We start from the raw sequence: 25,224 nt of genomic DNA on the forward strand, positions 1-25,224 counted from the left end.
CATGCCCCAGCAACCCTCCCTGCTCGCCCGCACCCTGCGCCACTTGTTACTGGGCGCCAGCCTCAGTTTCACCCTGCTGCCACCCGTCATGGCGGCCGACGCCAAGCCTTATCACATCGCCCCCAGCTCGCTGGAAACAGCCCTGAACCAGTTTGGCCGCGAAGCCGGCGTGCTGCTTTCCTTCGGTTCCCAAGTGACGGCCGGCATGCAGAGCCGTGGATTGTCGGGCAATTACAGCGCCGCCGAAGGCCTGCAGAAACTGCTGGAAGGCACCGGCCTGCAAGCCCGCGCTGAGGGCAACAACGCCTTCAGCCTGCAACCGGCAGACGCCCCGGCCACGCTGGAGCTGGCCACCTCCAGCGTGGTCGGCGACTGGCTCGGCGATGCTGCGCAGACCAACGTCTTCGAACACCCCGGCGCCCGCGATGTGATCCGCCGCGAGGAATTCGAACGCCAGGGCGCCACTCAGGCCAAAGATGTGCTCAACCGCATCCCGGGCGTCAACGCCCCGGACAACAACGGCACCGGCAGTCATGACATGGCGCTGAACTTCGGCATTCGCGGCCTCAACCCACGCCTGGCATCGCGCTCCACCGTGCTGATGGACGGTATTCCGGTGCCGTTCGCGCCCTATGGCCAGCCACAGCTGTCGTTCGCGCCGATCAGCATGGGCAACATGGACGCGGTCGACGTGGTGCGCGGCGGTGGTGCAGTGCGTTACGGCCCGCAGAACGTGGGCGGCGTGGTCAACTTCGTGACCCGCGCGATCCCGGATGCGCCCACCGTCAAGGGCGGCCTGCAGACCGAAACCAGCCCGTCCTCCAGCCACGACGGCTTCAAGACCACCGGCAACCTGCTTGCTGGCGGCACCGCCGACAACGGCCTGGGTGGCGCCCTGTTGTATTCGGGCACCCGCGGCGGCGACTGGCGCGAAAACAGCGACACGCGTATCGACGACCTGATCCTCAAGGGCAAATACCAACTGGACGATGCCAACAGCTTCAACGCCATGGCGCAGTACTACGAAGGCCAGGCCGACATGCCCGGCGGTCTGAACGTGGCCGACTACAAGGCCGATCCGTACCAGTCCACCCGCGCCTACGACAAATTCTGGGGTCGCCGCACGATGTTCAACGTCGGCTACCGCTACGAGCAGGACCGCCGCGAATTCACCATCAACAGCTTCTTCACCAAGACCCTGCGCAGCGGTTACCTGGACCAGGGCAGCTTCCTTTCCCTGTCGCCGCGCGAATACTGGGTACGCGGCATCGAGACCCGCTTCGCCCAGGGCTTCGACCTCGGCCCCACCAGCCATGAAGTGGGTGTGGGCTACCGCTACATCAACGAAGCCGGTCATGAGCTGCGCTACCGCACGCCGATCTCGGCCAACAACCAGCAGATGCCCACCACCAACAGTCGCAACGACCGCGACACCCGTGGCGGCACCGAAGCCAATGCGTTCTTTATCGATGACCGGATCGATATCGGCAAATGGACCATCACCCCGGGCATTCGCTACGAGATGATCGAGTCGCAGCAGACCAACAACCTCAGCAACGTCAAGTACAAGGGCGACTACAACACCGCGCTGCCGGCGCTGAACGTGCTCTATCACCTTACCGACGAGTGGAACCTCTACGCCAACACCGAAGGTTCGTTCGGCAGCGTGCAATACAGCCAGATGCCCAACCGCGTGAGCAGCGGCGAAGTGAAACCGGAGAAGGCCCGCACCTGGGAACTGGGTACGCGCTATGACAACGGCAACCTGCGCGCGGAAATCGGCGCGTTCCTGATCAACTTCGACAACCAGTACGAAAGCAACCAGACCAACGATTCGGTGATCGCTCGCGGCGAGACGCGTCATCAGGGCGTCGAGTCGAGCATCAACTACGCCCTCGACGGCTTGAGCCCGGCGCTGGCCGGCTTTGATGTGTACGCCAGCTACGCCTACGTCGACGCCACCATCCGCGAAGACGGTCCGAACAAGGGCAACCGCGTGCCCTTCTCGTCCAAACACAAAGGCACCCTGGGCGTGGGCTACACCGAAGGCCACTGGAAGCTCAACCTGGACAGCAGCTATCAGAGCAGCCAGTTCGCCGACAACGCCAACACCCGCGCCGAAAGCGCCGACGGTGCCAACGGGCGCATCCCCGGCTACATGCTGTTCAGCAGCCGCGCGGCCTACGATTTCGGCCCGCAACTGTCGGATTTGAACGTGGCGGTGGGCGTCAAGAACATCTTCAACAAGCAGTACTACACACGCTCGTTTGACGATAACAACAAGGGCAAATACGTCGGCGAGCCGCGCACAGTGTACGTGCAAACCTCCATCGCGTTCTGATCGACGCTTGAACGAAAACGGGCCTGCATCTGCAGGCCCGTTTTATCAGGGGGTGAAAAAACCGTCAGCTGTTGATCGCGGCGTTTTCGTTTTCCAGGAATTCCTGTTCCAGCGCATCTTCATTCACTTTATTGATCGGCTGGTTTTTCGCGGCAGCGCGGGGCTTGCCTTGCAGTTTGCCGAACAAGTGCTCCAGCGCGTGATCGAGCTTGGTGGCTGCACCGTCGATTGCCTGTTCCAAGGTATCGGCCTTGTGCAGGACCGACAGCGGCTGATGGCCCTTTGGCCGTGCTTCCAGGCGGCAACTTAAATCGTGGGGACCGGGCTTGTCGCCGTTCTCATCGCGCAGGTAAACCTCAACGCGGGTCAGGTCTTCTTCATAACGTTCGAGCGTGCTTTCGATGGTAGTACGTACCCACTCCTCCAGTCGGATGCTGCTTTCAATATGGTTATCGCTATTGACTTGGATTTGCATAGTTCTTCCCTTATTTCAGCTAGCTCGCCAGAGATCACAAACTGCAACACCGGGGTGGTGAAACCATGACCTCCTGCTTACACAATTGAGCACCCGCTGAAACAATTCAACCCCTTTTCAAAGATAAATCCTACATTACAAATTAACCCTGACGACAAGCAGAAACGCTGTTAGGGTGGGGAGTTGGTTACATCTTCTTACGACCACATTTCCTCATGATTGCCCCTCCGCCAACGGGTGCAATGCGCGAAAATTCCCTGCTTCCTCCACCAGCCAATCATGCACCGCGCGCACGCCCGGATGATTCAGCGCGCCCGGCGCGTACAGCAGCACATAGCGTTTATGGTTGGGCACCGCCAGGCCGAATGGCACGATCAAGGTGCCGCGTTCCAGCTCATCGTTGAGCAAGGTGCGCCGCGCAATGGCCACGCCCATGCCGGCGATGGCGGCCTCGATGGTCAGGTGGTTGCGGTTGAACGTGTGCCCCCGGCGCACATCGGCGTGGTGATAGCCGATTTCATTCAGGTAGAACTCCCACTCCGCGTACTCATAACTCCCACGCCAGGCGGTAATGTCGTGCAGCAACGGAAAGTGCACCAGGTCCGCCGGCCCGTGCAGCGGCGGGCGGCCACGCAGCAGGCTGGGGGCGCACACCGGAAAAATCTGCTCATCCAGCAGGGCTGTGGATAACAGCCCGGGGTAGCTGCCGTCATTCAGGTCAATGGCCAGATCGAAATCCCCTTCATGCAGGGCGACGCTGCTGTCTTCGGCAACCAGACGCAGTTGGATGTCAGGAAAACGCTGCTGCAGCCGTGGCAGGCGCGGCGTCAGCCATTTACCGAGAAACGACGGGATCGAGCGCAGCCGCAGGGTACCGCTGATCATGCCCGCATCCAGCCGCTGCAGTTCGGCGTCGATGCTGCCGTACGCCGCCCCCACCGTGGCGGCCAGCCGCTGCCCTTCAGCGCTGAGCTCCACGCCCCGAGCCCGCCGATGAAACAGCCGAAAGCCCAGGCGCTCCTCCAACTGGCGAATTTGCTGGCTCACTGCGCCCGGCGTGATGTGCAACTCCTCTGCGCAGCGGGTAAATGACAAGTGCCTCGCAGCGCAGGAAAACACGTGCAGCCACATATAGGTCTGGCCATGGAGGGGACGTGGCATAGGGTTTAGTCCTGCTAAAGGGTTTCTTAGGATAATTCGTTGGTCAGCACCAATCCACACGCTCAGTATCACGCCAATTGCGCTCGTCCCACAAAAGATGGCAGCGATTTCTGTTCCATTGCTTGTAAGGGTTTAGCATGGCTATCAGTGTTTTTGATCTATTCAAGGTCGGCATCGGTCCCTCCAGCTCCCATACCGTCGGCCCGATGCGGGCGGCGGCGACCTTTGCCCAGGCGCTGATCGACCAGCAGGTGCTGGCCGCAACACGCCGCGTCGAAGTGCGCTTATACGGTTCGCTGTCCGCGACCGGCGTAGGTCATGCTACCGACCGCGCCTGCGTCATGGGCCTGATGGGCGAATGGCCGGATCAGGTCGATCCCACTTCGATCAACCCGCGTATCCAGCAATTGCGCGAGTCCGGCCGGCTGTTGCTGGCAGGCCAACAGGCAATCGCCTTCGACTGGCACACCGACCTCCTGCTGCTGGACGAAAGCCTGCCCTACCACCCCAACGCCATGTCCCTGCACGCCTACGGTGACAACGGGCTATTGAGCGAACAAACCTACTACTCGGTCGGCGGCGGCTTCATCATCGACGCGGCTGAAGCGGACTCGGGTATTGCGCCGACCAGCGATGTTGAATTGCCCTACGACTTTTCCAGCGCCGTTGAACTGCTGGCTTTGTGCAATAAACACGGCCTGCGGGTTTCCGAATTGATGATGGCCAACGAGCGCGCCTGGCGCAGTGACGAACAGATCCGCAGCGGCCTGCTGCATATCTGGTCGGTGATGCGCGAGTGCGTGGAGCAAGGCCTGCGCGATGAGGGCATTCTGCCCGGCGGCCTGGATGTGCCGCGCCGTGCGGCAAAACTGCATCGCAGCCTGCTGGAGATCGGCAAGCCCAACGTCATCACCTCGACGTTATCGGCCATGGAGTGGGTCAACCTGTTCGCCCTCGCCGTCAACGAAGAAAACGCCGCCGGCGGGCGCATGGTCACTGCGCCGACCAATGGCGCGGCGGGTATCATCCCGGCGGTGCTGCACTACTACATGAAGTTCAACCCCGACGCGTTTGACGATGATGTGGTGAATTTCTTCCTGGCCGCCGCCGCCGTCGGCATCCTGTGCAAGAAAAACGCCTCGATCTCCGGTGCCGAAGTCGGCTGCCAGGGCGAAGTGGGCTCGGCCTGCGCCATGGCCGCCGCAGGCCTGGCAGACATCCTCGGCGCCACGCCCGAGCAACTGGAAAACGCCGCCGAAATCGGCCTGGAACACAACCTCGGCCTCACCTGCGACCCGGTCGGCGGCCTGGTGCAAGTGCCGTGCATCGAGCGCAATGCCATCGCGGCGGTCAAGGCCATCAACGCCACGCAAATGGCCTTGCGCGGAGACGGCAAGCATTTCATCTCGCTGGACCGGGTGATTCGCACCATGCGCGACACCGGTGCCGACATGCACGACAAATACAAGGAAACCTCGCGCGGCGGCCTGGCGGTCAACTGGGTGGAGTGCTGAGTGCGCTGCAAGCGACCGTTTTATCGGCGCTGCCCTGAAACAGGTCACCCGTCCCCCCACCCCACCGACCCCATGTGGGGAGGGGGCTTGCTCCCGATAGCGGTACATCAACCAAGTATCCATTGGCTGACACACCACTATCGGGAGCAAGCCCCCTCCCACAGTTGCATCTCCTTGTAACAGGGACCGTTGTACGGCACGCCCTTTGCTGTACAGCTATTGAGGAAAACGGACCTTGTGAACCCTCAGCGACGGAGTGACCGGTGGTCAGGCAATGCGAACCAATCCCGACACCGGTCGTCAATGACTGCATGTTCTTATCAGGCGGTAACGCACCATGGACAATCCTTTTCAGATCATCACCGACACCTTCAGCCCCCAATACCGCGTCAACCTGAGCATCCAGCGGCTGGACGGCAGCATCATGCTCACCCTCTCCAACGAGGATGGCGTGGTGGCCAAACGCATGATCAGCGCCGAACAGCGCAAAGACCCGAAACGGCTCAAGCGCCTGGTGCAGAGCATCCAGTTCGGCATTGCCATCGAGCAGGGCCACAGCGCCATGGATATCCTGGCGGTGATGACCGATGGCGACAGCCACAACATGCTGCAGCCACCGCCCCCTCGTAACCAGCCCTTCAGCGCCGGGCTCTAGAGCTCGCCCTTCTCGGTTTCCAGGCTCGCCTCGCCTTTGCGACGCGGGCCTTCGATCTTCATCGACGGGAAGGCCGACGAGGCGTAGCGCACCACCAGAATCGCGAACGCCAGCAACAGAATGCCGCCACACAGGTAGATGATGCCCAGGTCCGGCGGGTTGTGGTGCGACACGTTGGAAATCAGCAGGCGCGTCAGCGCGGTGATCGCCACGTAGATCAGGAAGCGTACCGGCATGTGATTGGTCTTGAAATAAATCCCGACCATCGCGCCCAGTTCCAGATAGATGAACAACAGCAGGATGTCATCAATCTTGATGTGCCCGTTCTCCAGCATCCCCAGAAACTCCATCACCGCTGCCCACGCGGTCACCGCACCAATGGCGAACAGCGCCAGATAGTGGAAGGTTTCGACAAACAGATTGCCCAGCGACTCGGCCAGCCCGTGTACCTGCCGGCGCAGCCTTTCGGCCCAGTTGATTTTCACGATGGTGCTTCCTTAGGTCGACTCGACCGGATAATGCGGGATGGACGTGACGGTTGTTCTGCATGCAGAAAAAAGGCCAGTGCCGGGAAGTGAGAGGGCGGCGGGGTGCGACGGGGCACGTCTGGGAATTGGAAAAGTGAATATTACGCTCATCCGAGAAGCAGTCGCTCATGGATACCGTTGGCGCGCGTGTAAAACCGAAAGGATCCGGATGTGGTCCGTCACTTTGTATACGACCAGATAATTGGGATGTACCACCATCTCACGCGTGCCGTTGATTCTTCCGGGACGGTAGAGATGTGGCCTACGAGAAAGAGCCAGTACAGAAGCCTCGATTGATCGCATAAGCTCCAGCGCTGCTACAGGATTGCGATCACTCAGATAATCAATAATTTGACGAAACTCCACCCGCGCCGCGGGTAGCCACTCAATCAGCATCGCCTTTCTTGAGTTTAGACTCGATGAGCGATTTCATTTCAGCCATTACCTCGTCGTGAGGAATACCGGGGCTTTTGTCATCAAGCGCAGCTTGTACCCTGGCGCGAAACCAGCGGTTGTAGCCATCGGCCTGCTCTTCGGTGTCTGCGTGGGTACCAGAGGAAAAGGAAGTGTCCATTGAAGGCTCCGTTGTCGATGAGGAAGGAGTCTAGCCGCTGGCCCTTTTACTGTCGTGCTCCAAGCGATGAAGTGAGTAACAGGAAAAATCCAGGCTTGTGCGACGGTTTTTTTTGGCTGCCCCACTAGCGTGCGAACAGTCTGTTAGAGGCATGAGGGTGGCGGGACGCGACGAGGCACAGATTGATCAAGCGACGCTATTTTCCGACTACATTAAATCCTGCTATCCAAACCCCCGCGTTTGGCTTATGCTTTTCGCTGTATATAAATACAGTAGTCGCAAAAGACATCTATCGTGAAGGCATGTGAGGTGGTGAATGGCCGTCGAAGTGGTATACCGCAGCAGCCGAGATCTGGAGCGTTTGTTCATGGATAAAGCCGAAGCTGACCGTCATGACAAAATGCTTGAACTCGCTGAGTTGCTGGCAGAAGTGTTGCAAAAAGCCGTGCCGTCCCTCAGCGAGCAGCAGGTGGAGGAAGCCGGGATCTACATGGCGAAAAATCGCGATGTGTTTGCCAAGGCGTTCAAGAGCCAGCCGGACGCGTTGTCCGAGTTGCTCAACGCAGCGGCGGAATAAGCCCGAATTGAACAGGCCCTGAATCCTTGATTCAGGGCCTTTTTAATGCCCGGTCAGCGGTAGAGCAGGCGCTCGGCCAGTTCGTCGGCCACGCGTGCGGGTGAGCGTTTTTCGGCCTGGGCGTGGGCGAAAATTTCGGTCAGGCGCGTGCCGATGTTGGAAAGGTGCGCGGTGATGGTCGGCAATTGCGCGCCGCTGTGCTTGAGGGCGACGTAGATCAGTCCGCCGGAGTTGATCACGTAGTCCGGGGCGTAGAGGATGCCGCGCCCTTCCAGTTGGTCGGCGATCTGCAGGTTGGTCAGTTGTGCACTGGCAGAACCGGCCACGGCGGCGCAACGCAGTTGGGCAACGCTCTGGCGGTTGAGCACGGCACCGACTCCGCAGGGCGCGAGGATATCGCAGGGCGTGCTGAGCAAGGCATCGTTGGCGATAGGGTGCGCGCCGAGCTGTTCCATGGCCAGTTGCACCTTGCCGTGGTCGATGTCGCTGACCAGCAGTTCGGCACCGGCGGCGTGCAGTTGTTCGGCCAGCGCGTAACCCACGTTGCCCAGGCCCTGGATCGCCACGCGCAAGCCTTCGAGGTTGTCGCTGCCCAGGCGGGCCATGGCCGTGGTGCGAATGCCGGCGAACACGCCCATGGCCGCATGGGGCGAAGGATCGCCGGCAGCGCTGGTGCTGGTAACGAAACGGGTGTGCTGGGCGATGCAGTCCATATCGGCCACCGAGGTCCCGCTGTCGGTGGCGGTGATGTAGCGACCGCCCAACTGCTCGATGCAGCGGCCAAAGGCTTCAAACAGTGCCGCGCGGTCTTCCACATGGGCAGGCCGCAGGATCACCGCCGTTGCGCCGCCCACCGGCAGCCCGGCCAGGGCCGCCTTGTAGCTCATGCCCTGGGCCAGGCGCGCAGCATCCGCCACGGCGCTTTCGTCATCGGGGTAGGCAAGGTAGCGACAACCGCCCAGCGCAGGACCGAGGCGGCTGTTATGAATAGCGATGATCGCCTTCAGCCCGGTCACCGGGTCGATGCTCAGGTGCAGCGATTCAAGGCGGGTGTCATGCATGAGAGCAAACATCGTCAAGCTCCCGGATCACGTCTGGTCGTGGGCCAAGTATAGGCTCGCGGTAAAAATCCGCTGAAGCGTGCTGGAATAAGCAGGCGGAATTCGTAGGCGTTCCGACATAAGCAGGCAGGATATTTCTCAAGACACTGGACGTACATTCGCAGCAAGGCTAAAACGGGGCATCTGCCGGAGATTGCAATGACTCCCCGCCAAGCCTTTTTCGCCTGCCTGCAACGCTCGCCGCCTGCGCTGTTTGAAGCCGCGCTGTGGATTGCCGCCGAGCACGACCCGGCCGTGCAACCGGCGGCGATCCTGCGTGACGTTGCCTTGCTGCAGCAACAGGTCAGCCTGGCCATGCCGATATTGCCGACGGATGAACTCGGCCAGCCGCTGCTGCGCCGCATGAATGACCTGGGCTTTGCTCAGGACGACTTCACCCCGCTACGCCCCGCCGCGGCCCTGCTGGACAAGGTGCTGCAACGCAAGCGCGGGCAGCCGCTGGCCATGGGCCTGATCGCACTGGAACTGGCGCGGCGCCTGGAAATCCCCCTGCAGGGCGTGAACTTCCCAGGTCACTTTCTGCTGCGTGTGCCCGGTGCCGATCATCTGCTCGACCCCTGCGGCGGTCGACGCCTCTACCCCAACGACTGCCGCGAACTGCTGCAACGTCAATACGGCCCCAACCTCACGCTGAAATCCGAGCACCTGCACACCGCCGAGCCGCGTTCGATCCTGCAACGACTGTCACGTAACCTGCGGCAGTTGCACCTGTCCAACGATGATTACCTGGCCGCGCTGGTCGACGCCGAGCGCGTGCTGGAACTGGGCAACGCCAGCGCCGCCGACTACCTGGCGCGGGCCAGTCTGTACCAGCGCCTGGACTGTCCCAGCGCCGAGCGGTTTGACTTGGAACATGCGCTGCTGCTCAGCGAAGACCCGATCCAGCGCCTGCGCCTGGCCGAACGGCTGGGTCATCTGCCCCCCAACTCGGTCGTGCACTGAACACGTGCACTCCTAATGGCGATAGGGCCTGTCGTGGCGAGCGGGCTTGCCCCGCGTTGGGGGGCGAAGCCGCCCCAAAACCAGGCGCTGAGCCGTATCAGGCACACCGCGTGTTTCTTGATTGGGGGCGCTTCGCACCCCAACGCGGGGCAAGCCCGCTCGCCACAACAAGCCCGCTCGCCTCGACAAGCCCGCTCGTCACAGAGCCTTCCGCATTTGAAGCTAAGGCGCGTCAGCTTGACTGCCGGGATGTGCCCGGATAAACGCCGGATGCTGCGCCGCCAACGCCGCTACCCGCTGAATTCGTGGATACGCCGCCAACGACACCTTGAAGCGCTGCGCGGCATACACCTGCGGAATCAAAAACACATCCGCCAGCCCCGGCTGCTCGCCCAGGCAATACCCCTCATCGTCAATCAACTGCTCGACTGCGGCCAAGCCCTGGCTAATCCAGTGACCGATCCATTCCAGCAACTGCGCCTCATCGTGTCCCCACTGGCGCAGCAGGTTCTGGGTACTGGAGTTGTGCAACGGGTGAATATCACAGCCAATAATCGACGCCACCGCACGTTCGTGGGCACGGGTCGCCAGATCCCTGGACAGCAGCGGCACCTGTGGATAACGCTCCTCCAGGTACTCAATGATCGCCGGTGACTGAATCAACAGTTCGCCGTCATCCGTGCGCAACGCCGGAACGCGCCCTTGCGGGTTGATCGCAAGGTACTCGGGCTGATGATTCGCGCCTCCCGGCGGCACCAGCAGGTTGACCGGCACCGCGCTGAACGCCAGGCCTTTCAGCGCCAACGCAATACGCACCCGGTACGACGAGGTGGAACGGTAGTAGGTATAGAGTTGCATCGCCCTGCCCTCTCAGCGCGCCGCGATGACAGTACCCCGGCAGTCACCGAATCCGATGGACGCAAACCCGTCACGGCGGCAGCGTGCACGCAAGATGATTTCATCGCCGTCCTCAAGGAATTTGCGCACCTCGCCGTTGGGCAATTCGACCACCCGTTTACCGCCTTCGGTCATCTCCAGCAAGCTGCCGAACTGTCCTGCTTCGGGCCCGGACAGGGTGCCCGAACCGAACAGGTCACCGGCCTGCAACTGGCAACCGTTGACGCTGTGATGCGCCACCAACTGCGCGACGGTCCAGTACATGTGCAGGCTGTTGCTCAGGGCCAGACGGTGCGCCGGCAGATTCTGCTCGCGCATGGCCTGCGTGAGCAGCAGCACCTCGAGTTCGATATCCAGGGCGCCGGCAGCTTGATCGCGGGTGTCCAGCAGGTAGGACAGCGGTTGCGGATCACCTTCGGGTCGTGCCGGCTGCGCCTTGCGAAACGGTTCCAGCGCTTCCACCGTCACCACCCAGGGCGACAGGGTGGTGATAAAGCTCTTCGACAAGAACGGCCCCAGCGGCTGGTATTCCCAGGCCTGGATATCGCGCGCCGACCAATCGTTGAGCAAACAGAAACCGGCGATATGCTCGGCCGCATCGCCGATGGCAATCGCGTCGCCCATGGCATTGCCCTGGCCAATCCAGATGCCCAGCTCCAGCTCGTAATCGAGTCGCGCACAGGGGCCGAAAACCGGTTCGGTGTGGCCGGCCGGCAAGGTCTGGCCCTTGGGGCGACGCACCTCGGTGCCCGACGGGCGAATGGTTGACGCACGGCCGTGATAGCCGATAGGCACGTACTTGTAATTGGGCAGCAGCGGGCTGTCGGGGCGGAACAGTTTGCCGACGTTCTGTGCATGCTCGATGCCGACATAGAAGTCGGTGTAGTCGTTGATTCTGGCCGGCACGTGCATCTGGCAGTCGGCGGCGCGATGCAGCACCTGGGCCTCACGCGCCTGCAGTGAGCCGCCTTCGGCCAGCAGCTCCAGCAGGCGTTCACGCAGCGCCACGCGCGGGCCACGGCCGAGTTCGAAGAAGGCGTTCAACTGGCCGCCAGCGGTGGCCTCGACGGCGCGGCGCGCCTGACCCTCGAACGCATCCAGGGCGGCGTGCAGGTCGAGAATGCAGTCACCAATCGCCACGCCACTGCGCGGGGCAGAACCGTTGACGCTGAACACGCCCAAGGGCAGGTTCTGCAACGGGAAATCAGGATGACCGTTGGCGGAGGCGACCCAACTGCGGGTGAGGGTTGGCTGCGTCATGGTTATCTCCGATTCGGGTTGAAGGTGGCGGGCAGCGAGGCCCAGCAGGCGTCATAGGAAGGTTGCAATTGCGCGCACTCAAGGGCGAACCGAGTGGGCCGCAGCACCTGGCTGGTCTCGAACATGAACGCCATGGTGTTATCGATCTTGTGCGGCGCAAGGTCAGCGTTGATCGCTTTGGTGCAGGTCTCGCCGTCCGGGCCGTGGGCGCTCATGCAACTGTGCAGCGACGCGCCGCCGGGCAGGAAGCCTTCGGCCTTGGCGTCGTACGCACCCTGGATCAGGCCCATGTATTCGTTCATCAGGTTGCGGTGGAACCACGGCGGGCGGAACGTCTTTTCGGCCACCATCCAGCGCGGCGGGAAGATCACGAAGTCGAGGTTGGCCAGGCCGTGGGTGCTGGTGGGCGAGGTCAGGACGGTAAAGATCGACGGGTCAGGATGATCGAAACTCACGGTGCCCAGGGTATTGAAACGGCGCAGGTCATATTTGTACGGCACGTTGTTGCCGTGCCAGGCCACCACGTTCAGCGGCGAATGGTCGAGCTCGCAGGCCCAGAGTTCGCCGAGGAACTTCTGCACCAGCGTTGTAGGTTTTTTCAGGTCTTCGTAGTGCGCCACCGGGCTGAGAAAGTCGCGCGGGTTGGCCAGACCGTTGCTGCCGATCGGGCCGAGGTCCGGCAGGCGCAGTGGCGCGCCGTGGTTTTCGGCAACGTAGCCGCGGGCCTGTGCATCAAGCAGTTCGATGCGGAATTTGAGGCCGCGCGGCAGCACGACAATTTCCAGCGGCTCCACGTCCAGCACGCCGAGTTCGGTGGCGATGCGCAGGCGGCCCTGCTCGGGAACGATCAGCAGTTCGCCGTCGGCGTTGAAGAACACACGCTCCATCGAACGGTTGGCACGGTAGGTATGAATGCTGATGCCTGACGGTTTTTCCGACGCCGCGTTGGCAACCATCCCCACCAGCCCGTCGATAAAGTCCGTCGGCTCATCCGGAATATCCAGGGGGTTCCAACGCAGCCGGTTAGGCGTCACCGCGCCCAGCGGCCCGCCGGCCAACTGCCGTTCCAGCTTGACGAACGCCGGGTGATTGGCCGACGGCTGAATGCGGTACAGCCAGGTGCGCCGGGCTTCACTGCGCGCCACGGTAAAGGCGGTGCCGGAGAACAGTTCGGTGTACAGCCCGTAGGGCGCTTTTTGCGGGGAGTTCTGGCCGACGGGCAAGGCCCCGGGCAAGGCTTCGCTGGCAAATTGATTGCCGAAGCCCGACAGGTAGTCCAGGTGCATGGATCGTCCTCTGCAAGGAAGTTGTTTTTATCGTAATCCAGTTACGCACAACGTAATTTGATCACCGTCGAGCGTCAAGCTATAAAGACGCCCACTCATCTCTCGGATTCTCGCCCTTCCATGGAAAAGCCCCGCGACACCGGTAAACAGAAAGTCCGCTCGGCCGAAGTGGGCACCGATATCCTCAAGGCCCTCGCCGAGCTGTCACCGGCCACTTCGCTGTCGCGTCTGGCCGAGCATGTGCAGATGCCGGCCAGCAAGGTGCACCGCTATCTCCAGGCATTGATCGCCTCGGGGTTTGCCGAACAGAACGCCGCCACCAACCATTACGGCCTGGGCCGCGAAGCCCTGCGCGTGGGCCTCGCCGCGCTGGGCAGCATGGATGTGCTCAAGGTAGGCGCCCTGCCCCTGGCCGAACTGCGCGATGACTTGAATGAAACCTGCTTCCTGGCGGTGTGGGGCAACCAGGGCGCGACCGTGGTGCAGATCGAACCGGCGGTGCGCGCGGTTACGGTGGTGACGCAGCTGGGCTCGGTGCTGCCACTGCTCGGCTCGTCCACCGGACTGGTGTTCAGCGCCTACCTGCCCGCGCGGGAAACCGTGGACTTGCGTGCGCGCGAAATCCAGGCCGGCATCGCCCACGTACTGGCGGACGATCAGGCTTACGCCAGCACCTGCGCGCAGATCCGCAGCCGCGGCCTGCATTTTGTGCATGGCTTGCTGATGCCCGGCGTGGATGCGCTGTCGGCGCCGGTGTTCAACGCGGTCGGGCAGGTGGCGGCGGTGATGACCGTGGTCGGCCCCACTTCGGTGTTCCACGCCGATGAACACGGCCCGGCGGCGCAGCGCCTGCTGGCGGCGACCCGGGCCGTGAGTTGGCGGATGGGCTACCAGCCGTGAATCAGTCGTGCCACTGGCTCAGCGCGACGGCCAGGCGATTTTCCAGGGCGCGAATTGGCGCCGCATCGCTGACGTAGTTATTGCTGATCATCGAGAACACCAGACGCCGCCCGCCGGCGTCGGTGATGTAGCCACTCAGTGACGACACCCCGGCCATCGAGCCGGTCTTGGCGTGCAGGTTGTTTGCGGCGGCGGTGCCCCGCAGGCGATAACGCAGGCTGCCGCCGGTGAGGCGATCGGCATTGCCGGCAATCGGCAACGCGTTATACCAGGCGTCGAACCAGGGCTGTTTTGCCGTCGCCAGCAGCACGTCCGTGAGGTTCTGCGAAGACACCAGATTACGCCGCGACAACCCCGAACCATCGACCTGACTCAAGGTTGCCGGGTCCATGCCCTGGCGTTTCATGAATGCCGCCACTGCCGCCACACCGGCCTGCGCGGTGCCGGCATCGGCGGTCTTGCGCCCCATGGCCTTGAGCAGCGCTTCAGACATATTGTTGTTCGAGAGTTTGAGCAGCGGCGTGATCAGTTCCTGCAGCGGTGCCGAGTGGTGCTCGGCCAACAGCAACGCGGTGGTCGGGCTGGCGCCACCGATCACCCGCCGGCCCATCACTTGAATGCCCTGCTGCGCCAGCGCCTGTTCAAACAGATTGGCCACCAGTTGCGTCGGCTCCCACACACTGACCCACTGCCGGCTCTGCTTGCCCGGCGCCAGGGCGCCGCTCAGTTGCAGCAGGTTGGTGCCGTGCTGGCGGGTAATGCCGTAGCTGTTGCCCGGCCCGCTGACGGCGCGATTGCTCAGTTGCACGTAATCGGTGGCGGGGCTGATCTCCACGCTCACCGGCTGCCCGAGCGTCACGGGTGCCTTGGCGGTGACCAGCAAGGTGCCCGCATCAAAATCAGCATTTGGCGACACGGTCAGCGCCGAAATCTGCGCACCGTAGTAGGTGGATTCGTCGTCCTGGGCCCAGTCGACGCCCAGGCGCTCGGCGTCAAACCAAGTGTCGTCGACCACCAGATCACCCTGCACCTGGCGCACACCGAGGCTCGCCAATTGCGCGGCCAAGGCCTGGTAATCAGCGAATTGCAGGGTGGGATCGCCCAGGCCACGCAGGTACAGGTTGCCCGTCAGGCGATCACCCTGCTGCGCGCCGTTGCTCAACAATTGCGTGGCAAAGCGGTACTGCGGCCCCAACACATCCATCGCCGCCGCCGTGGTGAGCAGCTTGAGATTGGACGCGGGAATCAGCCGTGTACGCGGGTTGTGCTGGTACAGCGTGCTGCCGCTGCGGGCGTCGCGCACCATCAGCGACACGGTGGCGCCATTGAGCGCAGGATCCGCCAGCAAGTGGTCCAGCGTTCCCATGGACGTCTGCGAGACGCTCGCGCAGCCGCCCAGTAAAAGGCTCAGGCCCGCCAGCAGCGTGAGAGGATGTAACCATCGTCCAAAATGCATCGCCAGGGTGTATCCGCAAAAAAAGTTGCGGCAACGCTACCAGTTCGCCTCCCTTGTGGCGAGCGGGCTTGCCCCGCGTTGGGGTGCGAAGCGCCCCCCAATCAAGCAAAACGCGGTGTACCTGATACGGCTCAGCGCCTGGCTTTGGGGCTGCTGCGCAGCCCAACGCAGGACAAGCCTGCTCGCCACAGGGGAGCTGCGCTTAACTGAACGGCATTAGGGCAAGCCCGCTCGCCACAACAGCCCCCCATCAGCCCTTTTCGCAGCAAACCCGCCCAGCGCTAGAACTCCAGCGTACTGGACACCGACACCTGCCGCGCATCGCCCATCGACACAAACAGACGGCTCGCCGCCGAGGTGTAGTAGGTGCGATCAAACAGGTTCTTCACGTTGAACTGGAACTTGACCTTCTGCCCCTCGATCCGCGTGTCGTAGGTGGCAAACGCGTCGGCCACGGTGTAGCCCGGCAGGTTGAAGCTGTTGTTCGCGTCGCCTTCGCGCTGGCCCACATAGCGTGCGCCGGCGCCCACGCGCAGGTCATCGCCGCCCACCAAGCTGCCGAAGTCGTACACCGCCGACAGTGAGCCGGTGTGCTTGGCCACGTTCTGCAGGCGCTTGCCCTCCAGGGCCGGGTCTTTGGTGACTTCAGCGTCGGTGTAGGCATAGCTGCCGATCAGGCTCCAGTTGTCGCTGAGCTGGCCGGTGGCATCCAGCTCCAGGCCGCGCGAGCGTACTTCGCCGGCGACGCTGTAGACCGTGTCCAGCCCGGTGCCCACCGACACCAGCACATTGCGCTTGTTGATATCGAACAACGCGGCGCTGGCGGTGATGCGCCCCGGTATATCCAGCTTGGCGCCCAGCTCCCAGGCTTTGGACTCTTCCGGCGTGAGGCTGCCGCTCAGGGTGCTGCCATCGGCCAGCGCCGCGATGGTGGAGTTGGGTTTGAACGACTCGGTGTAGCTGCCGTAGAACGACAGTTCATCGGTGTAGCGATACACCAGGCCGGCACGCGGCACCCACTTCTGACCGTTGCCGTCGGTGTTGGCCTTGAACGGCACGCCTTTGCCGGCGTACTGGTCGTACATCTGGTAACGCGCGCCACCCACCAGAATCCATTGGTCGGTCAGGTGGATCGCGTCCTGGAAGAACAGTGAGTCACTGCGCAGCAGGTCGGTCTGGGCGCTGTCCGGGGCACTGACGGTAGAGCCCGCCACTTCGTTGCCGTACACCGGGTTCAGGTAGCTGAAGACACCGCGCGGCTTCTGCCGAATCAAATCGGCGCGGTAGACCTTGCGGTACTCGTCATCCAGGCCGAACACCAGGTCATGTTGCAGCCCGCCGGCCTGCACCTTGCCTTCCAGGCTGGCCGTGGTGAAACGGTCGGTGGTGATCGCGCCCTGGGTGCCGTCCATGCTGCGGGTCAGGGTGCCGTTGGCGTTCACTGCACTGACACGCACCTGGCTGGCGTCGTAGGTCTCGCGGTTCCAGCTGTAGCCGAAGTGAGCCTTCCAGTCGTCGTTAAGATCGTGGTCGACTTCCAGACGGTACAGGTCGGAGCGCCCTTCCATGTTGTTGAACGGCTCATCCAGGCGACGGGTCGCGGGGATGTTCAGCGGGTGGTTGGTCTTGGGGTCGATGGCGGTGCCACGGTCGAACGGCGAGAGAAATTCGCGATGCTCGTAGGCAAACACCACCTTGGTGGTGTCGCCATACCAGGCCAGGGACGGCGCCACCAGTGTCTCGCGGTGGGTGCCGAAATTGCGCCAGTAATCCTCGTCTTCGTGGTCGACGATCAGCCGATACGCCAGCCCGCTGTCACCGATGGGGCCTGTGGTGTCGAGGCTGCCGCCGCTGCCGTTCTTGCCGTCGCCGAAGGTCGAGCCGCGCGCGGTGAGGGACGTGGACTGCACCTGTTCAGGCTTTTTGCTGACGATATTGACCACGCCGCCCGGGTCCTGAATGCCGTACAACAGCGACGACGGACCTTTGAGCACTTCGACGCGATCGGCCGTGGCATTCAGCGCACGGCCCTGCACCACGGGCATGCCGTCCTGCATGATCGAGCCGTTGCGGTTGTCGCCGAAGCCACGCAGCATCACCGCGTCCTGGGTGCTGCCGAGGGTGTTGGCCTGGGTGATGCCGCTGATATTGGCCAGGGCGTCGTCGAGGTTGCGCGGGGTCTGGTCGCGCAACACCTGGGCGGGCACCACGTTGACGGTCTGCGGGGTTTCCAGCAGCAAGCCCTGGGAGCGCATCACCGAGCTGGTGGGCGGCGGCTGATAGCTGGTGCTGTCCTGGGCAAGGCCGGCACCGCTGATGGTGGTGGCGCTGAGGTTGACTGCCCCGCTGGTGGGTACAGGTTCGAGGGCCAGGGTACGGGCGTCGATCTGGCGGAAGGTAAAGCCGGAGTTGCCCAACAGTCGTTGCAGGGCGTCGGTGGCGCTCATCAGCCCATTGATCGACGGCGCGTTGAGGCCGTAGGGCGCCTCGTCGGTGTAGATCACACTGATCCCGGTCACCCGGCTGAAATCGCTCAGCGCCTGGGGCAGCGGCTTGGCTGCCAGGGCAAAGTTGAACCGGGTACTGTGCTGCTCCTGCGCCTGCGCGACGCACAGGGGCAGCAACGCCAGCCCCGAGACCGCCAATGCCGAGGCTCCCAGCCACTGTTTAACCCAACCGCCCGCCATCGATTTCATGCTTAAAGGAACCCGTGTAGAAAAGCTGTTAATGCGAATAGCTCGCAGTTTCAAGCACTACACGGATGGGCAGGCGGTTTACCTCACATGTGTTTGCAAATATTTTCGATTATTGCGCCTGAATGCGAAAACCCCAGCGCGGGAAGTGCACATGCACGGTGCCTGCGCGTTCGTCGGTACGGCGCAGGATCAGCGCTTCGCGCCCGGCAAACAGCAGCTCACCCGCAACAGGATCAACACCGTAGTCGATTGCGCTGACAGTGACTGCCTGCCCGGGGTGGAAGCCATTCAAGTCCTCGAACACCTCGTCCGGCAACGCGGCCGGCGTGGCATTACGGGAAATCTCCAGCGCCTGTTCGGCACTCATTTCACTGGCGCTGCCGTGACCGAACGCCAGCACCCGCGCCAACCACGCGGTCACCGCCGGATACGCATCCACCAGCGGCGCAGTCACCGGCGTGGCCGTGAGAAACCACAAACAATGAGCCAGGGCAAAGTCGGCAATCGAGGGTTCGCCGAACAGAAAATGTCCGGCCTTAAGCTGCTGCTCCAGGCGCGCCATGATCGCCGGCCACTGATGCTTGGCCAGCTCCACCGGCAACCTGCTCGCCGTGCCGCCGCTGAACAGTGCGGCGCGGTCGGCAAGAAAGCCCTTGACCGCGTCCGGGGACAATTTGCCGAAGCGCACCGCCACCGATTCCGGCTGGAACACCAGGCTCACGGCGTGGGCGAATACCACGCTGTCGGCCCAGGTGGCGAAGGTCTGGGTGATCATTTCCTGGCCCGGCGGGAACAGCGCAGGACTGGCTTTTTCCTGCTCCAGACGGCGCGCGATCAGCGCGGTATCGCAATAGATATCCGCGCCCACCTGCAACACCGGGGTCTTGCGATAACCGCCGGTCAAGGCGGTCAGGTCCGGCTTGGGCATCACCGGCGAAATATGCACGGAATGCCACGACAAGCCTTTGAAGCCCAGCAGCAGCCGAGCTTTTTCTGCGAAAGGTGACGTTGAGTAGTGATGCAGGATGAGCTCAGACATGTGGCGGTCCACTTGGCGAATGAACCCGCAGCTTAACGCGCCAAGTGCTCAGGTGGCGTGATGAGACGCTATCAGTCAGATCAATGCACCACTACGGGCCAGGCACTCCTTGGCGCTTTTTTTCAATTTCTTGATCAACCGTTCCTGACGCAACGCCTCGCCCTTCGTCGCGCATTGCTCGGTGTACACCAGCGCCACAGCCGGGCTGGACAGGAAGAACCGCGCGCCCTTGCCGCTCTGGTGCATGGAAAAACGGCGTTGCGGATCGTTGCTGATGCCGCAATAGAGGGAGCCATTGGCGGCACGCACCAGATAAACGTACCAGGGCTTGGCTTCAGTCGGAGGGGTCACGGGGCGATTCGGCACAATGGGAAAGCGCCAAGCTTATCAACGCCCGGCCTGGAATGCCTGCAAGCCTTTGCGCGCCTGGGCCCGCACGGCGTTTTTCAGCGCCGGCGACCAGCCCAGCAGCCAGCCCTTGAGGCCCAGCGCCTGGCGCGACCAACGCCACAGGTCAAAGTGGTCATGGTGCTCGCAGATCTTGCCATCGCGAAACACGAACCGCGCGCCAATGTCATTGACCACCGTATTGCCGGTGGCACTGAACAGGTACGTTGCCACCCAGTGCGCACTGCCGGTGGAGTCATCGCTGCGCACGTGGTCGAAGGTCAGGGAAAAGTCCCTGGCCCGCGTGGTGAGCATGCGCCACATGTCACCCACGTCGCGCCCGCGCAGCTCACCGAAGGCCGGGTCGCTGAACACCACGTCGTCGGTGTAGCAGGCGGCCATGGCTTCGGCATCCAGCCGTTGGAAGGCCTCGTAAAAACGGGTGATCAACGCGGTGTGGGCATCACTCATGTGCAGCTCCGTGAATCGTTTTTGTAGGAGCGCACAATAGTCTGCACGGCAATGGAAAGCCACGGGCATTCACTAAGGCACCATGCCTGCATCCCGCGCGTAAGCAAACAAGTCCACATCGGTAGAGATACACAAGCGGTGCATGGCAGTGCTTTTCTGTTTACTGATGGTGGAAATACTGCGATTGACCCGCGCCGCGATCTGGCTGACGGTCATGCCGCTGGCGAGCATCCTGACCACTTCCTGTTCCTTGCCCGACAGCTGCGGTGCCTGCGTGGGCTGGGCCAGGCCCGCCAGGTCGAGCTGCGCACGCAGGGACTCACTGATAAAGTTGCGCCCTTGCACTACGGTTTGCAGGGCCTGGGGCAACTCACGCGCCGACGCACTTTTGGCCACCACCGCCCGCGCACCGTGGGACAGCGCTGTGCGCAAGGTCGCAACGTTGGCGAACATGGTCACCACGATCACCGGCACCTTGGGAAACTGGCGGTGCAACAAGCCCAGCAGGCCGTAGCCATCCGCTTGCTGGTCGCCCGGCATGGCGAAGTCCGTCACGATCACATCACAGGGGGTCTTGGCCACCAGCGCCAGCAGTTCGTCCGGGCCATTGGCCTCGCCCACGACTTTACATTTACCACTCGCCTCTATCACGACTTTTTGCCCGACTCGGACGATAGGGTGATCGTCAGCAATAATTATGCGAAGCATCGGTTTTTCCCATGACGGCAATTAGTTAGTAGCAAAATATCCCGACTGGCTGTAGGCAACAACCGTCAATAACTGCGTGAAATTGGCCCCACCCAATGTTTTAAGTGCCATCAGTTGTTACCCACAGAAATAAAAGAAATTACATACAGAAAAGTATTACGACTCAGAAGGATGTATTCCTACAGCAACTAAGGATTAGAGACTTCCCAAGTACTGTAGGTAATGTTCCACATCCCAAAAAAAATCCTGCAGAGCCACTGCATTGTCCGAAACACCCGATTGATTGACCCGTTCAATCAAATGCACGGCCCGTGGTTCAAGGCCGGTGTTGCCCAGAAACGCGACGCTGCCCATCAAACGGTGCAGCCGTTGACTGGTCAACGTCCCATCCAGACAGGCCAGGGCGTGCTTCAGAATGAAGAGATCATCGCGGGCTTCCTGGATCAGGCTGACTAACAGCGGCTGGGTCATTTCCCAGGAACCGAACATGGCGACCAGACTGGCGCGCGTGGGTCGCCTGCCGTGCACAGACAAAGAGAAAGGCTCGACTGCGCCCACCCGTACCTGGGGCGCGGCCAACCAATAGCGCAACACCTCACGGAGTTTGGCCAGGCCGATCGGCTTGACCAGCCAGCCATCCATGCCACAGGCCAGGCAGCGCTGGATATCCCCGGGCCCCAGGCTCGCGGTAAAGGCCAGCACGCAACAGGCTGGGCTGCGCGCCGCACGCTCGCGACGGCGCAGTTCACGCGTCATTGCGTAGCCGTCCATCACCGGCATGCAACAGTCGGTGATGACCACGTCATAGTGCAGCGCCTCCAACGCCTTCAACGCCTGACGACCATCACTGCAACAGAGATGCGAGACGCCAAGCTTTTCCAACAGAGAACCGAGCAACAGGCGGTAGGTGCCGTGATCGTCCACCACCAACACGCGAGCGCCACTTTCACGCCACTCGCAAGCAGCGTCGGGGTCTGCCTGGCATGAACTTCCTTCTGGAAACGTGCCCGACATAAAGCCCTCTTCACGAGAGCGAACTGCCCAGCCGGCATGACGGTGGTCACACGCGAACCTTTCGCCCAAAGACGATGCCCTGAACCTCAACGATGAGATTCAAATAAATGCGCTTCGAGCTTTGAACATATCCGGACGAATGCACATCAGCGATACAACAAGTACGAAAACTCCAGTAGGCGCTTCCCATCTGATAAAGCGATCCGACATTGCCGACCGTGGCTGTACGACATTCGCTCAGTCTCGCATTAGTTGCATTTCCCCACGGAGCCCCTCTGGCTAAATTCCCCGGCGCCTCATCAAGGGGGACAACGCTGACCTACCCCACTTAAAAAACAGACACCGGAGCCGCACCCCATGAAAAAGCCTTTAGCCGCCTGCTCGGCCATTCTTCTCACTGGATGCCTGAGCAACGCCTTCGCCGCCAGCAGCGTCGACCTGAGCGTCAGTGGCGTGATCACACCGAGCGCGTGCACGCCCGGGCTGTCCAGCAACGGCAACATTGACCTGGGCAAGATTTCGGCCGGAGACCTCAAGCAGGACACCAACACCGTGCTGCCCAGACGCACGCTGCGGATGAGCATCGATTGCGACGCCAGCACCTTGTTCGCCCTGCAAGGCACCGACAATCGCGCCTCGTCCTCAACGGCCTCGACGGGCTACGGCCTGGGCCTGATCGACAACACGCAAAAAATCGGGCGTTACTACTTGCTGATGGCCAATTCCGTCGCGGACACCGCGGTCGTCGCGGCCATGGAATCATTCGACGGCGGCGTGACGTGGATGGAACTTGACGATGCCATATGGCAACGCAACAACCTCGCAGCCTTCGGGGCCGGCTTGAACGGTCCGTGGGTGCCGATTCCGATCAAGGCGCTGACGACTGACCTGGTGGTCGCGCCGATGATTGCCCCGGCCAAAGACCTCAACCTGGCCAATGAAGTGCAAATCGACGGCTCTGCCACGCTGACCATCCAGTACCTCTGACGTGCAACACGCTTGAAGAGGGCAACGTCGCGCTCCACTGCAGGGTCGCCACACCACAACCGGCGGCGATGCCCTCAACAACAGGCCTCAATTCCATTGCCACCGTGTCATTCGTATTAGTTGTATTTCCGTTCCGCCGGCCCGGCGCTAAATTTACTCCCACGCGCCCTTCAGCGCTTTAACGACGGCCCTGGGCAACTGCACCACCAGGGTGGTTTGGCTTTCCCCCAGGAATTTTCTTAGAACCCAAGGACGTGTACCTATGGACAGAACCACCCTCGCCTTCCTGCTTGCGGCCTGTGCGCCAGGCGCCTTCGCCGCCAGCACTACCGACTTGAGCGTCTCCGGGGCGATTGTGCCCAGTTCCTGCACGCCCACCCTCACCAATGGTGGCTTGATCGACCACGGCAAGATGACCGCCAAGGACCTCAAGCAGACCCAGCCCACGCTGCTGGCCCCGGCTGAGTTGCGCCTGGAAGTGCACTGCGAGGGTGAAACGTTTTTTACCCTGACCACCATCGATAACCGCGCGGGCACCTCGGCCATCAACCGGCAAGACCACGGCCTGGGCCTGACCCCCAAAGACGAGAAGCTCGGCAGCGTGACGTTCACCCTGTTCGATCCGGTGGCCGATGAAAACGCGGTCAACGTGATCGTCTCGCGCAATGGCGGCAGCAGTTGGTCAGCGTCCAATTACCTGGGCCACGATGGGCTGACGTCGTTCGCCGCCATCGGCACCAACACCCCTATCGCCATCAAGGAACTGAACGCTCGGCTGCGGGCGTTCTCGATCATCGTGCCGGCCAATGCGCTCACGCTAATCGACGAAGTACCCGTCGATGGCCAGGCCACGTTGCAGCTCAAGTACCTGTAAATCCGTTTGCCCCCTTCCCCCTGTAGGAGTACCACCATGAAGCCCCTCAATACCCTTTTCGCCGCCTTGTTGCTGACCACTGCCGGCAGTGCAGTGGCGGCCTCCAGCGTTGACCTGACTGTACGCGGGCTGATCACCCCGAGTGCATGCGAGCCAAGCCTGCCGAATGGTGGCAATGTGGATATTGGCAAGATTTCCGCGAAAGATCTGAAGGCCGACAGTTATACCGCTCTGCCCTTCCAGTCGCTGCAACTGACCGTGAGGTGCGATGCGGCAACCCTGATGGCCCTGGAGCCGAAGGACAATCGCGCAGGCTCGGAGTACGAAAACGACACGGGGTTATTCGGTCTGGGCATGACCAACGACAGCGAGAAACTCGGCGGGATGGAGCTGACGCTCTTGAATGCAACCGCCGATGGCGTCGCTTCCCGAGTTATCACATCGTTCAACAACGGCACCAGTTGGACACCGATGCACATGTTTCAAAAGGGCGCCCTTCTTTCGGTCACCGCAAGCGACGTGAACACGCCCACGCCGGTTAGCCAGATGACCGCTGACATGATTATCCGCCCGGTGATAGCCCCCGCCAATGGCCTGACCCTGAACAACGAAGTGGCCATCGACGGCTCTGTCACCCTGACCGTCAAGTACCTCTAACGCCCGGTCCGCCATGCCTGCACGGCGTGGCGCGATTGCCACGGATGTCTCCTTAAATCACGGTTTCAAACCTGACCATGAACATGCTCTCGCGCCGTCTGCTGACGCTGTGCCTCTGCCTTCCCGCCACACCTGCGCTGTGTGCGTCGTCCACCGAGATGACATTAACCGGCGTCATCACGCCCAGCGCCTGCGCACCGTCCCTGTCCTCCGACGGCGTTGTCGATCACGGACGGGTGCCGGCGCGCTCACTCAACCACTACGAATTCACCGCGCTGCCCACGCGCAACCTTGACCTGCACGTGAGCTGCAATCAGCCAGTGCTGTTTGTGCTGGTGGGTGTGGATAACCGCGCCGCGTCGTCTGTAGGGCCGGGATTTTATTACGGCCTGGGCCACAACATTCATGCGCCAAGTGAGCGCCTGGGATCGGTCTCGTTGGCGATTCGCGAAGCGTACGGCGACAGCCTGCGCGTGCTGGTCCTGGCGTCGAGCAACCAGGGCGAGACCTGGTTTCCGGAAGACAATGCGTATCCAGACAATTACATGGGCTTCGCCACGCCCGGCACGCTGATCCCTGAACCCCATCGCAGGATCGACGCCACCTTGCAGATCGACACGTCGATCAACGCCGCCGCCTTTCTGACTCTCGACCAGGACGTGCCGCTGGACGGCTCCATCGTGCTCGACCTGAGGTACCTCTAGC

General features: G+C 62.0%; 26 protein-coding genes. 10 read left to right on the forward strand and 16 right to left on the reverse strand.

From position 1 onward, the window contains the following. The first annotated feature begins 1 nt into the window (after position 1). A complete protein-coding gene (gene fecA, locus ACXX81_RS17545) occupies positions 2–2,341 on the forward strand; it encodes a TonB-dependent Fe(3+) dicitrate receptor FecA (protein WP_209989005.1) in 2,340 nt (779 codons plus the stop codon). A 64-nt stretch (positions 2,342–2,405) separates the two neighbouring features. On the opposite strand, the gene ACXX81_RS17550 is transcribed toward fecA, so the two are convergent. Together ACXX81_RS17550 and ACXX81_RS17555 are read right to left on the reverse strand one after the other, a co-directional pair. Further along, a complete protein-coding gene (locus tag ACXX81_RS17550; protein ID WP_057006756.1) occupies positions 2,406–2,816 on the reverse strand; it encodes an HPF/RaiA family ribosome-associated protein in 411 nt (136 codons plus the stop codon). A gap of 213 nt (positions 2,817–3,029) precedes the next feature. After that, positions 3,030–3,977: a LysR substrate-binding domain-containing protein gene (locus tag ACXX81_RS17555; protein WP_458572124.1), complete on the reverse strand. Its 948-nt coding sequence runs from the start codon at positions 3,975–3,977 to the stop codon at positions 3,030–3,032. A gap of 137 nt (positions 3,978–4,114) precedes the next feature. Between ACXX81_RS17555 and ACXX81_RS17560 the strand changes: the two genes are divergently transcribed. Both ACXX81_RS17560 and ACXX81_RS17565 read left to right on the forward strand, forming a co-directional pair. Further along, positions 4,115–5,491 (forward strand): L-serine ammonia-lyase, encoded by a 1,377-nt coding sequence (locus ACXX81_RS17560; RefSeq protein WP_458572125.1) that lies wholly within the window; start codon positions 4,115–4,117, stop codon positions 5,489–5,491. 337 nt (positions 5,492–5,828) lie between these two features. Further along, positions 5,829–6,146, forward strand: coding sequence for a DUF3509 domain-containing protein (locus ACXX81_RS17565; RefSeq protein WP_322212744.1), 318 nt, complete (start codon positions 5,829–5,831; stop codon positions 6,144–6,146). Here the strand turns inward: ACXX81_RS17565 and ACXX81_RS17570 are convergent. From ACXX81_RS17570 to relB, 3 genes are all read right to left on the reverse strand, one after another. Continuing rightward, positions 6,143–6,631, reverse strand: a complete 489-nt coding sequence (locus tag ACXX81_RS17570; protein WP_209988994.1) for a phosphate-starvation-inducible protein PsiE — start codon at positions 6,629–6,631, stop codon at positions 6,143–6,145. The genes ACXX81_RS17565 and ACXX81_RS17570 overlap by 4 nt on opposite strands. Before the next feature lie 168 nt (positions 6,632–6,799). After that, a complete protein-coding gene (locus tag ACXX81_RS17575; protein WP_322212743.1) occupies positions 6,800–7,069 on the reverse strand; it encodes a type II toxin-antitoxin system RelE/ParE family toxin in 270 nt (89 codons plus the stop codon). After that, complete coding sequence (gene relB / locus ACXX81_RS17580; RefSeq protein ID WP_231423024.1) at positions 7,059–7,247, reverse strand: type II toxin-antitoxin system RelB family antitoxin; 189 nt, start codon at positions 7,245–7,247, stop codon at positions 7,059–7,061. Before relB ends, ACXX81_RS17575 begins: the two co-directional genes overlap by 11 nt. A 316-nt stretch (positions 7,248–7,563) precedes the next feature. On the opposite strand from relB, the gene ACXX81_RS17585 reads away from it, so the two are divergent. Further along, complete coding sequence (locus ACXX81_RS17585; RefSeq protein WP_003171979.1) at positions 7,564–7,824, forward strand: YebG family protein; 261 nt, start codon at positions 7,564–7,566, stop codon at positions 7,822–7,824. Positions 7,825–7,877: 53 nt separating this feature from the next. On the opposite strand, the gene ACXX81_RS17590 is transcribed toward ACXX81_RS17585, so the two are convergent. Next, entirely contained in the window at positions 7,878–8,897 is a 1,020-nt protein-coding gene (locus ACXX81_RS17590; protein ID WP_057006761.1) for a Leu/Phe/Val dehydrogenase, read from the reverse strand. A gap of 186 nt (positions 8,898–9,083) precedes the next feature. Between ACXX81_RS17590 and ACXX81_RS17595 the strand changes: the two genes are divergently transcribed. Then, a complete protein-coding gene (locus ACXX81_RS17595; protein WP_322212741.1) occupies positions 9,084–9,887 on the forward strand; it encodes a SirB1 family protein in 804 nt (267 codons plus the stop codon). A gap of 222 nt (positions 9,888–10,109) precedes the next feature. Here ACXX81_RS17595 and maiA read toward each other — a convergent pair whose 3' ends face one another. The 3 genes from maiA to hmgA are packed head-to-tail and all read right to left on the reverse strand — an operon-like array spanning position 10,110 to position 13,330. Continuing rightward, positions 10,110–10,745 carry a maleylacetoacetate isomerase gene (gene maiA, locus ACXX81_RS17600; RefSeq protein WP_458572126.1) on the reverse strand — a complete coding sequence of 212 codons (636 nt, stop codon included), beginning with the start codon at positions 10,743–10,745 and terminating at the stop codon, positions 10,110–10,112. A 12-nt stretch (positions 10,746–10,757) separates the two neighbouring features. Beyond that, complete coding sequence (gene fahA / locus ACXX81_RS17605; RefSeq protein ID WP_209988982.1) at positions 10,758–12,044, reverse strand: fumarylacetoacetase; 1,287 nt, start codon at positions 12,042–12,044, stop codon at positions 10,758–10,760. Between the two features lie 2 nt (positions 12,045–12,046). Further along, positions 12,047–13,330: a homogentisate 1,2-dioxygenase gene (gene hmgA, locus ACXX81_RS17610; RefSeq protein WP_209988980.1), complete on the reverse strand. Its 1,284-nt coding sequence runs from the start codon at positions 13,328–13,330 to the stop codon at positions 12,047–12,049. 120 nt (positions 13,331–13,450) lie between these two features. Here hmgA and ACXX81_RS17615 point away from each other — a divergent pair, with 120 nt between their 5' ends. Beyond that, positions 13,451–14,230 carry an IclR family transcriptional regulator gene (locus tag ACXX81_RS17615; RefSeq protein ID WP_209988976.1) on the forward strand — a complete coding sequence of 260 codons (780 nt, stop codon included), beginning with the start codon at positions 13,451–13,453 and terminating at the stop codon, positions 14,228–14,230. A gap of 1 nt (position 14,231) precedes the next feature. On the opposite strand, the gene dacB is transcribed toward ACXX81_RS17615, so the two are convergent. The 7 genes from dacB to ACXX81_RS17650 all read right to left on the reverse strand — a co-directional run bounded on the left by dacB (position 14,232) and on the right by ACXX81_RS17650 (position 22,001). Then, positions 14,232–15,686, reverse strand: a complete 1,455-nt coding sequence (dacB, locus tag ACXX81_RS17620; protein WP_458572127.1) for a D-alanyl-D-alanine carboxypeptidase/D-alanyl-D-alanine endopeptidase — start codon at positions 15,684–15,686, stop codon at positions 14,232–14,234. Positions 15,687–15,967: 281 nt separating this feature from the next. Further along, complete coding sequence (locus ACXX81_RS17625) at positions 15,968–18,382, reverse strand: TonB-dependent siderophore receptor (RefSeq protein WP_458572128.1); 2,415 nt, start codon at positions 18,380–18,382, stop codon at positions 15,968–15,970. A 109-nt stretch (positions 18,383–18,491) separates the two neighbouring features. Then, complete coding sequence (locus tag ACXX81_RS17630) at positions 18,492–19,421, reverse strand: glutathione S-transferase family protein (protein ID WP_209988968.1); 930 nt, start codon at positions 19,419–19,421, stop codon at positions 18,492–18,494. Between the two features lie 75 nt (positions 19,422–19,496). Next, the gene (locus ACXX81_RS17635) at positions 19,497–19,772 is read right to left on the reverse strand and encodes a GIY-YIG nuclease family protein (protein ID WP_209988965.1); all 276 of its coding nucleotides are present in this window, start codon (positions 19,770–19,772) and stop codon (positions 19,497–19,499) included. Between the two features lie 36 nt (positions 19,773–19,808). Then, complete coding sequence (locus ACXX81_RS17640) at positions 19,809–20,279, reverse strand: nuclear transport factor 2 family protein (protein ID WP_231423019.1); 471 nt, start codon at positions 20,277–20,279, stop codon at positions 19,809–19,811. Between the two features lie 72 nt (positions 20,280–20,351). Beyond that, positions 20,352–20,987, reverse strand: coding sequence for a response regulator (locus tag ACXX81_RS17645; RefSeq protein ID WP_209988959.1), 636 nt, complete (start codon positions 20,985–20,987; stop codon positions 20,352–20,354). Between the two features lie 195 nt (positions 20,988–21,182). Beyond that, entirely contained in the window at positions 21,183–22,001 is an 819-nt protein-coding gene (locus tag ACXX81_RS17650; protein WP_209988955.1) for a response regulator, read from the reverse strand. A gap of 357 nt (positions 22,002–22,358) precedes the next feature. Here ACXX81_RS17650 and ACXX81_RS17655 point away from each other — a divergent pair, with 357 nt between their 5' ends. The 4 genes from ACXX81_RS17655 to ACXX81_RS17670 all read left to right on the forward strand — a co-directional run bounded on the left by ACXX81_RS17655 (position 22,359) and on the right by ACXX81_RS17670 (position 25,223). Continuing rightward, complete coding sequence (locus ACXX81_RS17655; protein WP_209988952.1) at positions 22,359–22,988, forward strand: DUF1120 domain-containing protein; 630 nt, start codon at positions 22,359–22,361, stop codon at positions 22,986–22,988. A gap of 262 nt (positions 22,989–23,250) precedes the next feature. Continuing rightward, complete coding sequence (locus ACXX81_RS17660; protein ID WP_209988949.1) at positions 23,251–23,862, forward strand: DUF1120 domain-containing protein; 612 nt, start codon at positions 23,251–23,253, stop codon at positions 23,860–23,862. 36 nt (positions 23,863–23,898) lie between these two features. Next, positions 23,899–24,519 carry a DUF1120 domain-containing protein gene (locus ACXX81_RS17665; RefSeq protein ID WP_209988946.1) on the forward strand — a complete coding sequence of 207 codons (621 nt, stop codon included), beginning with the start codon at positions 23,899–23,901 and terminating at the stop codon, positions 24,517–24,519. 77 nt (positions 24,520–24,596) lie between these two features. Then, entirely contained in the window at positions 24,597–25,223 is a 627-nt protein-coding gene (locus tag ACXX81_RS17670; RefSeq protein ID WP_209988943.1) for a DUF1120 domain-containing protein, read from the forward strand. The last annotated feature ends 1 nt before the right edge of the window (position 25,224 follow it).

This window comes from Pseudomonas sp. GNP013 (assembly GCF_054343995.1).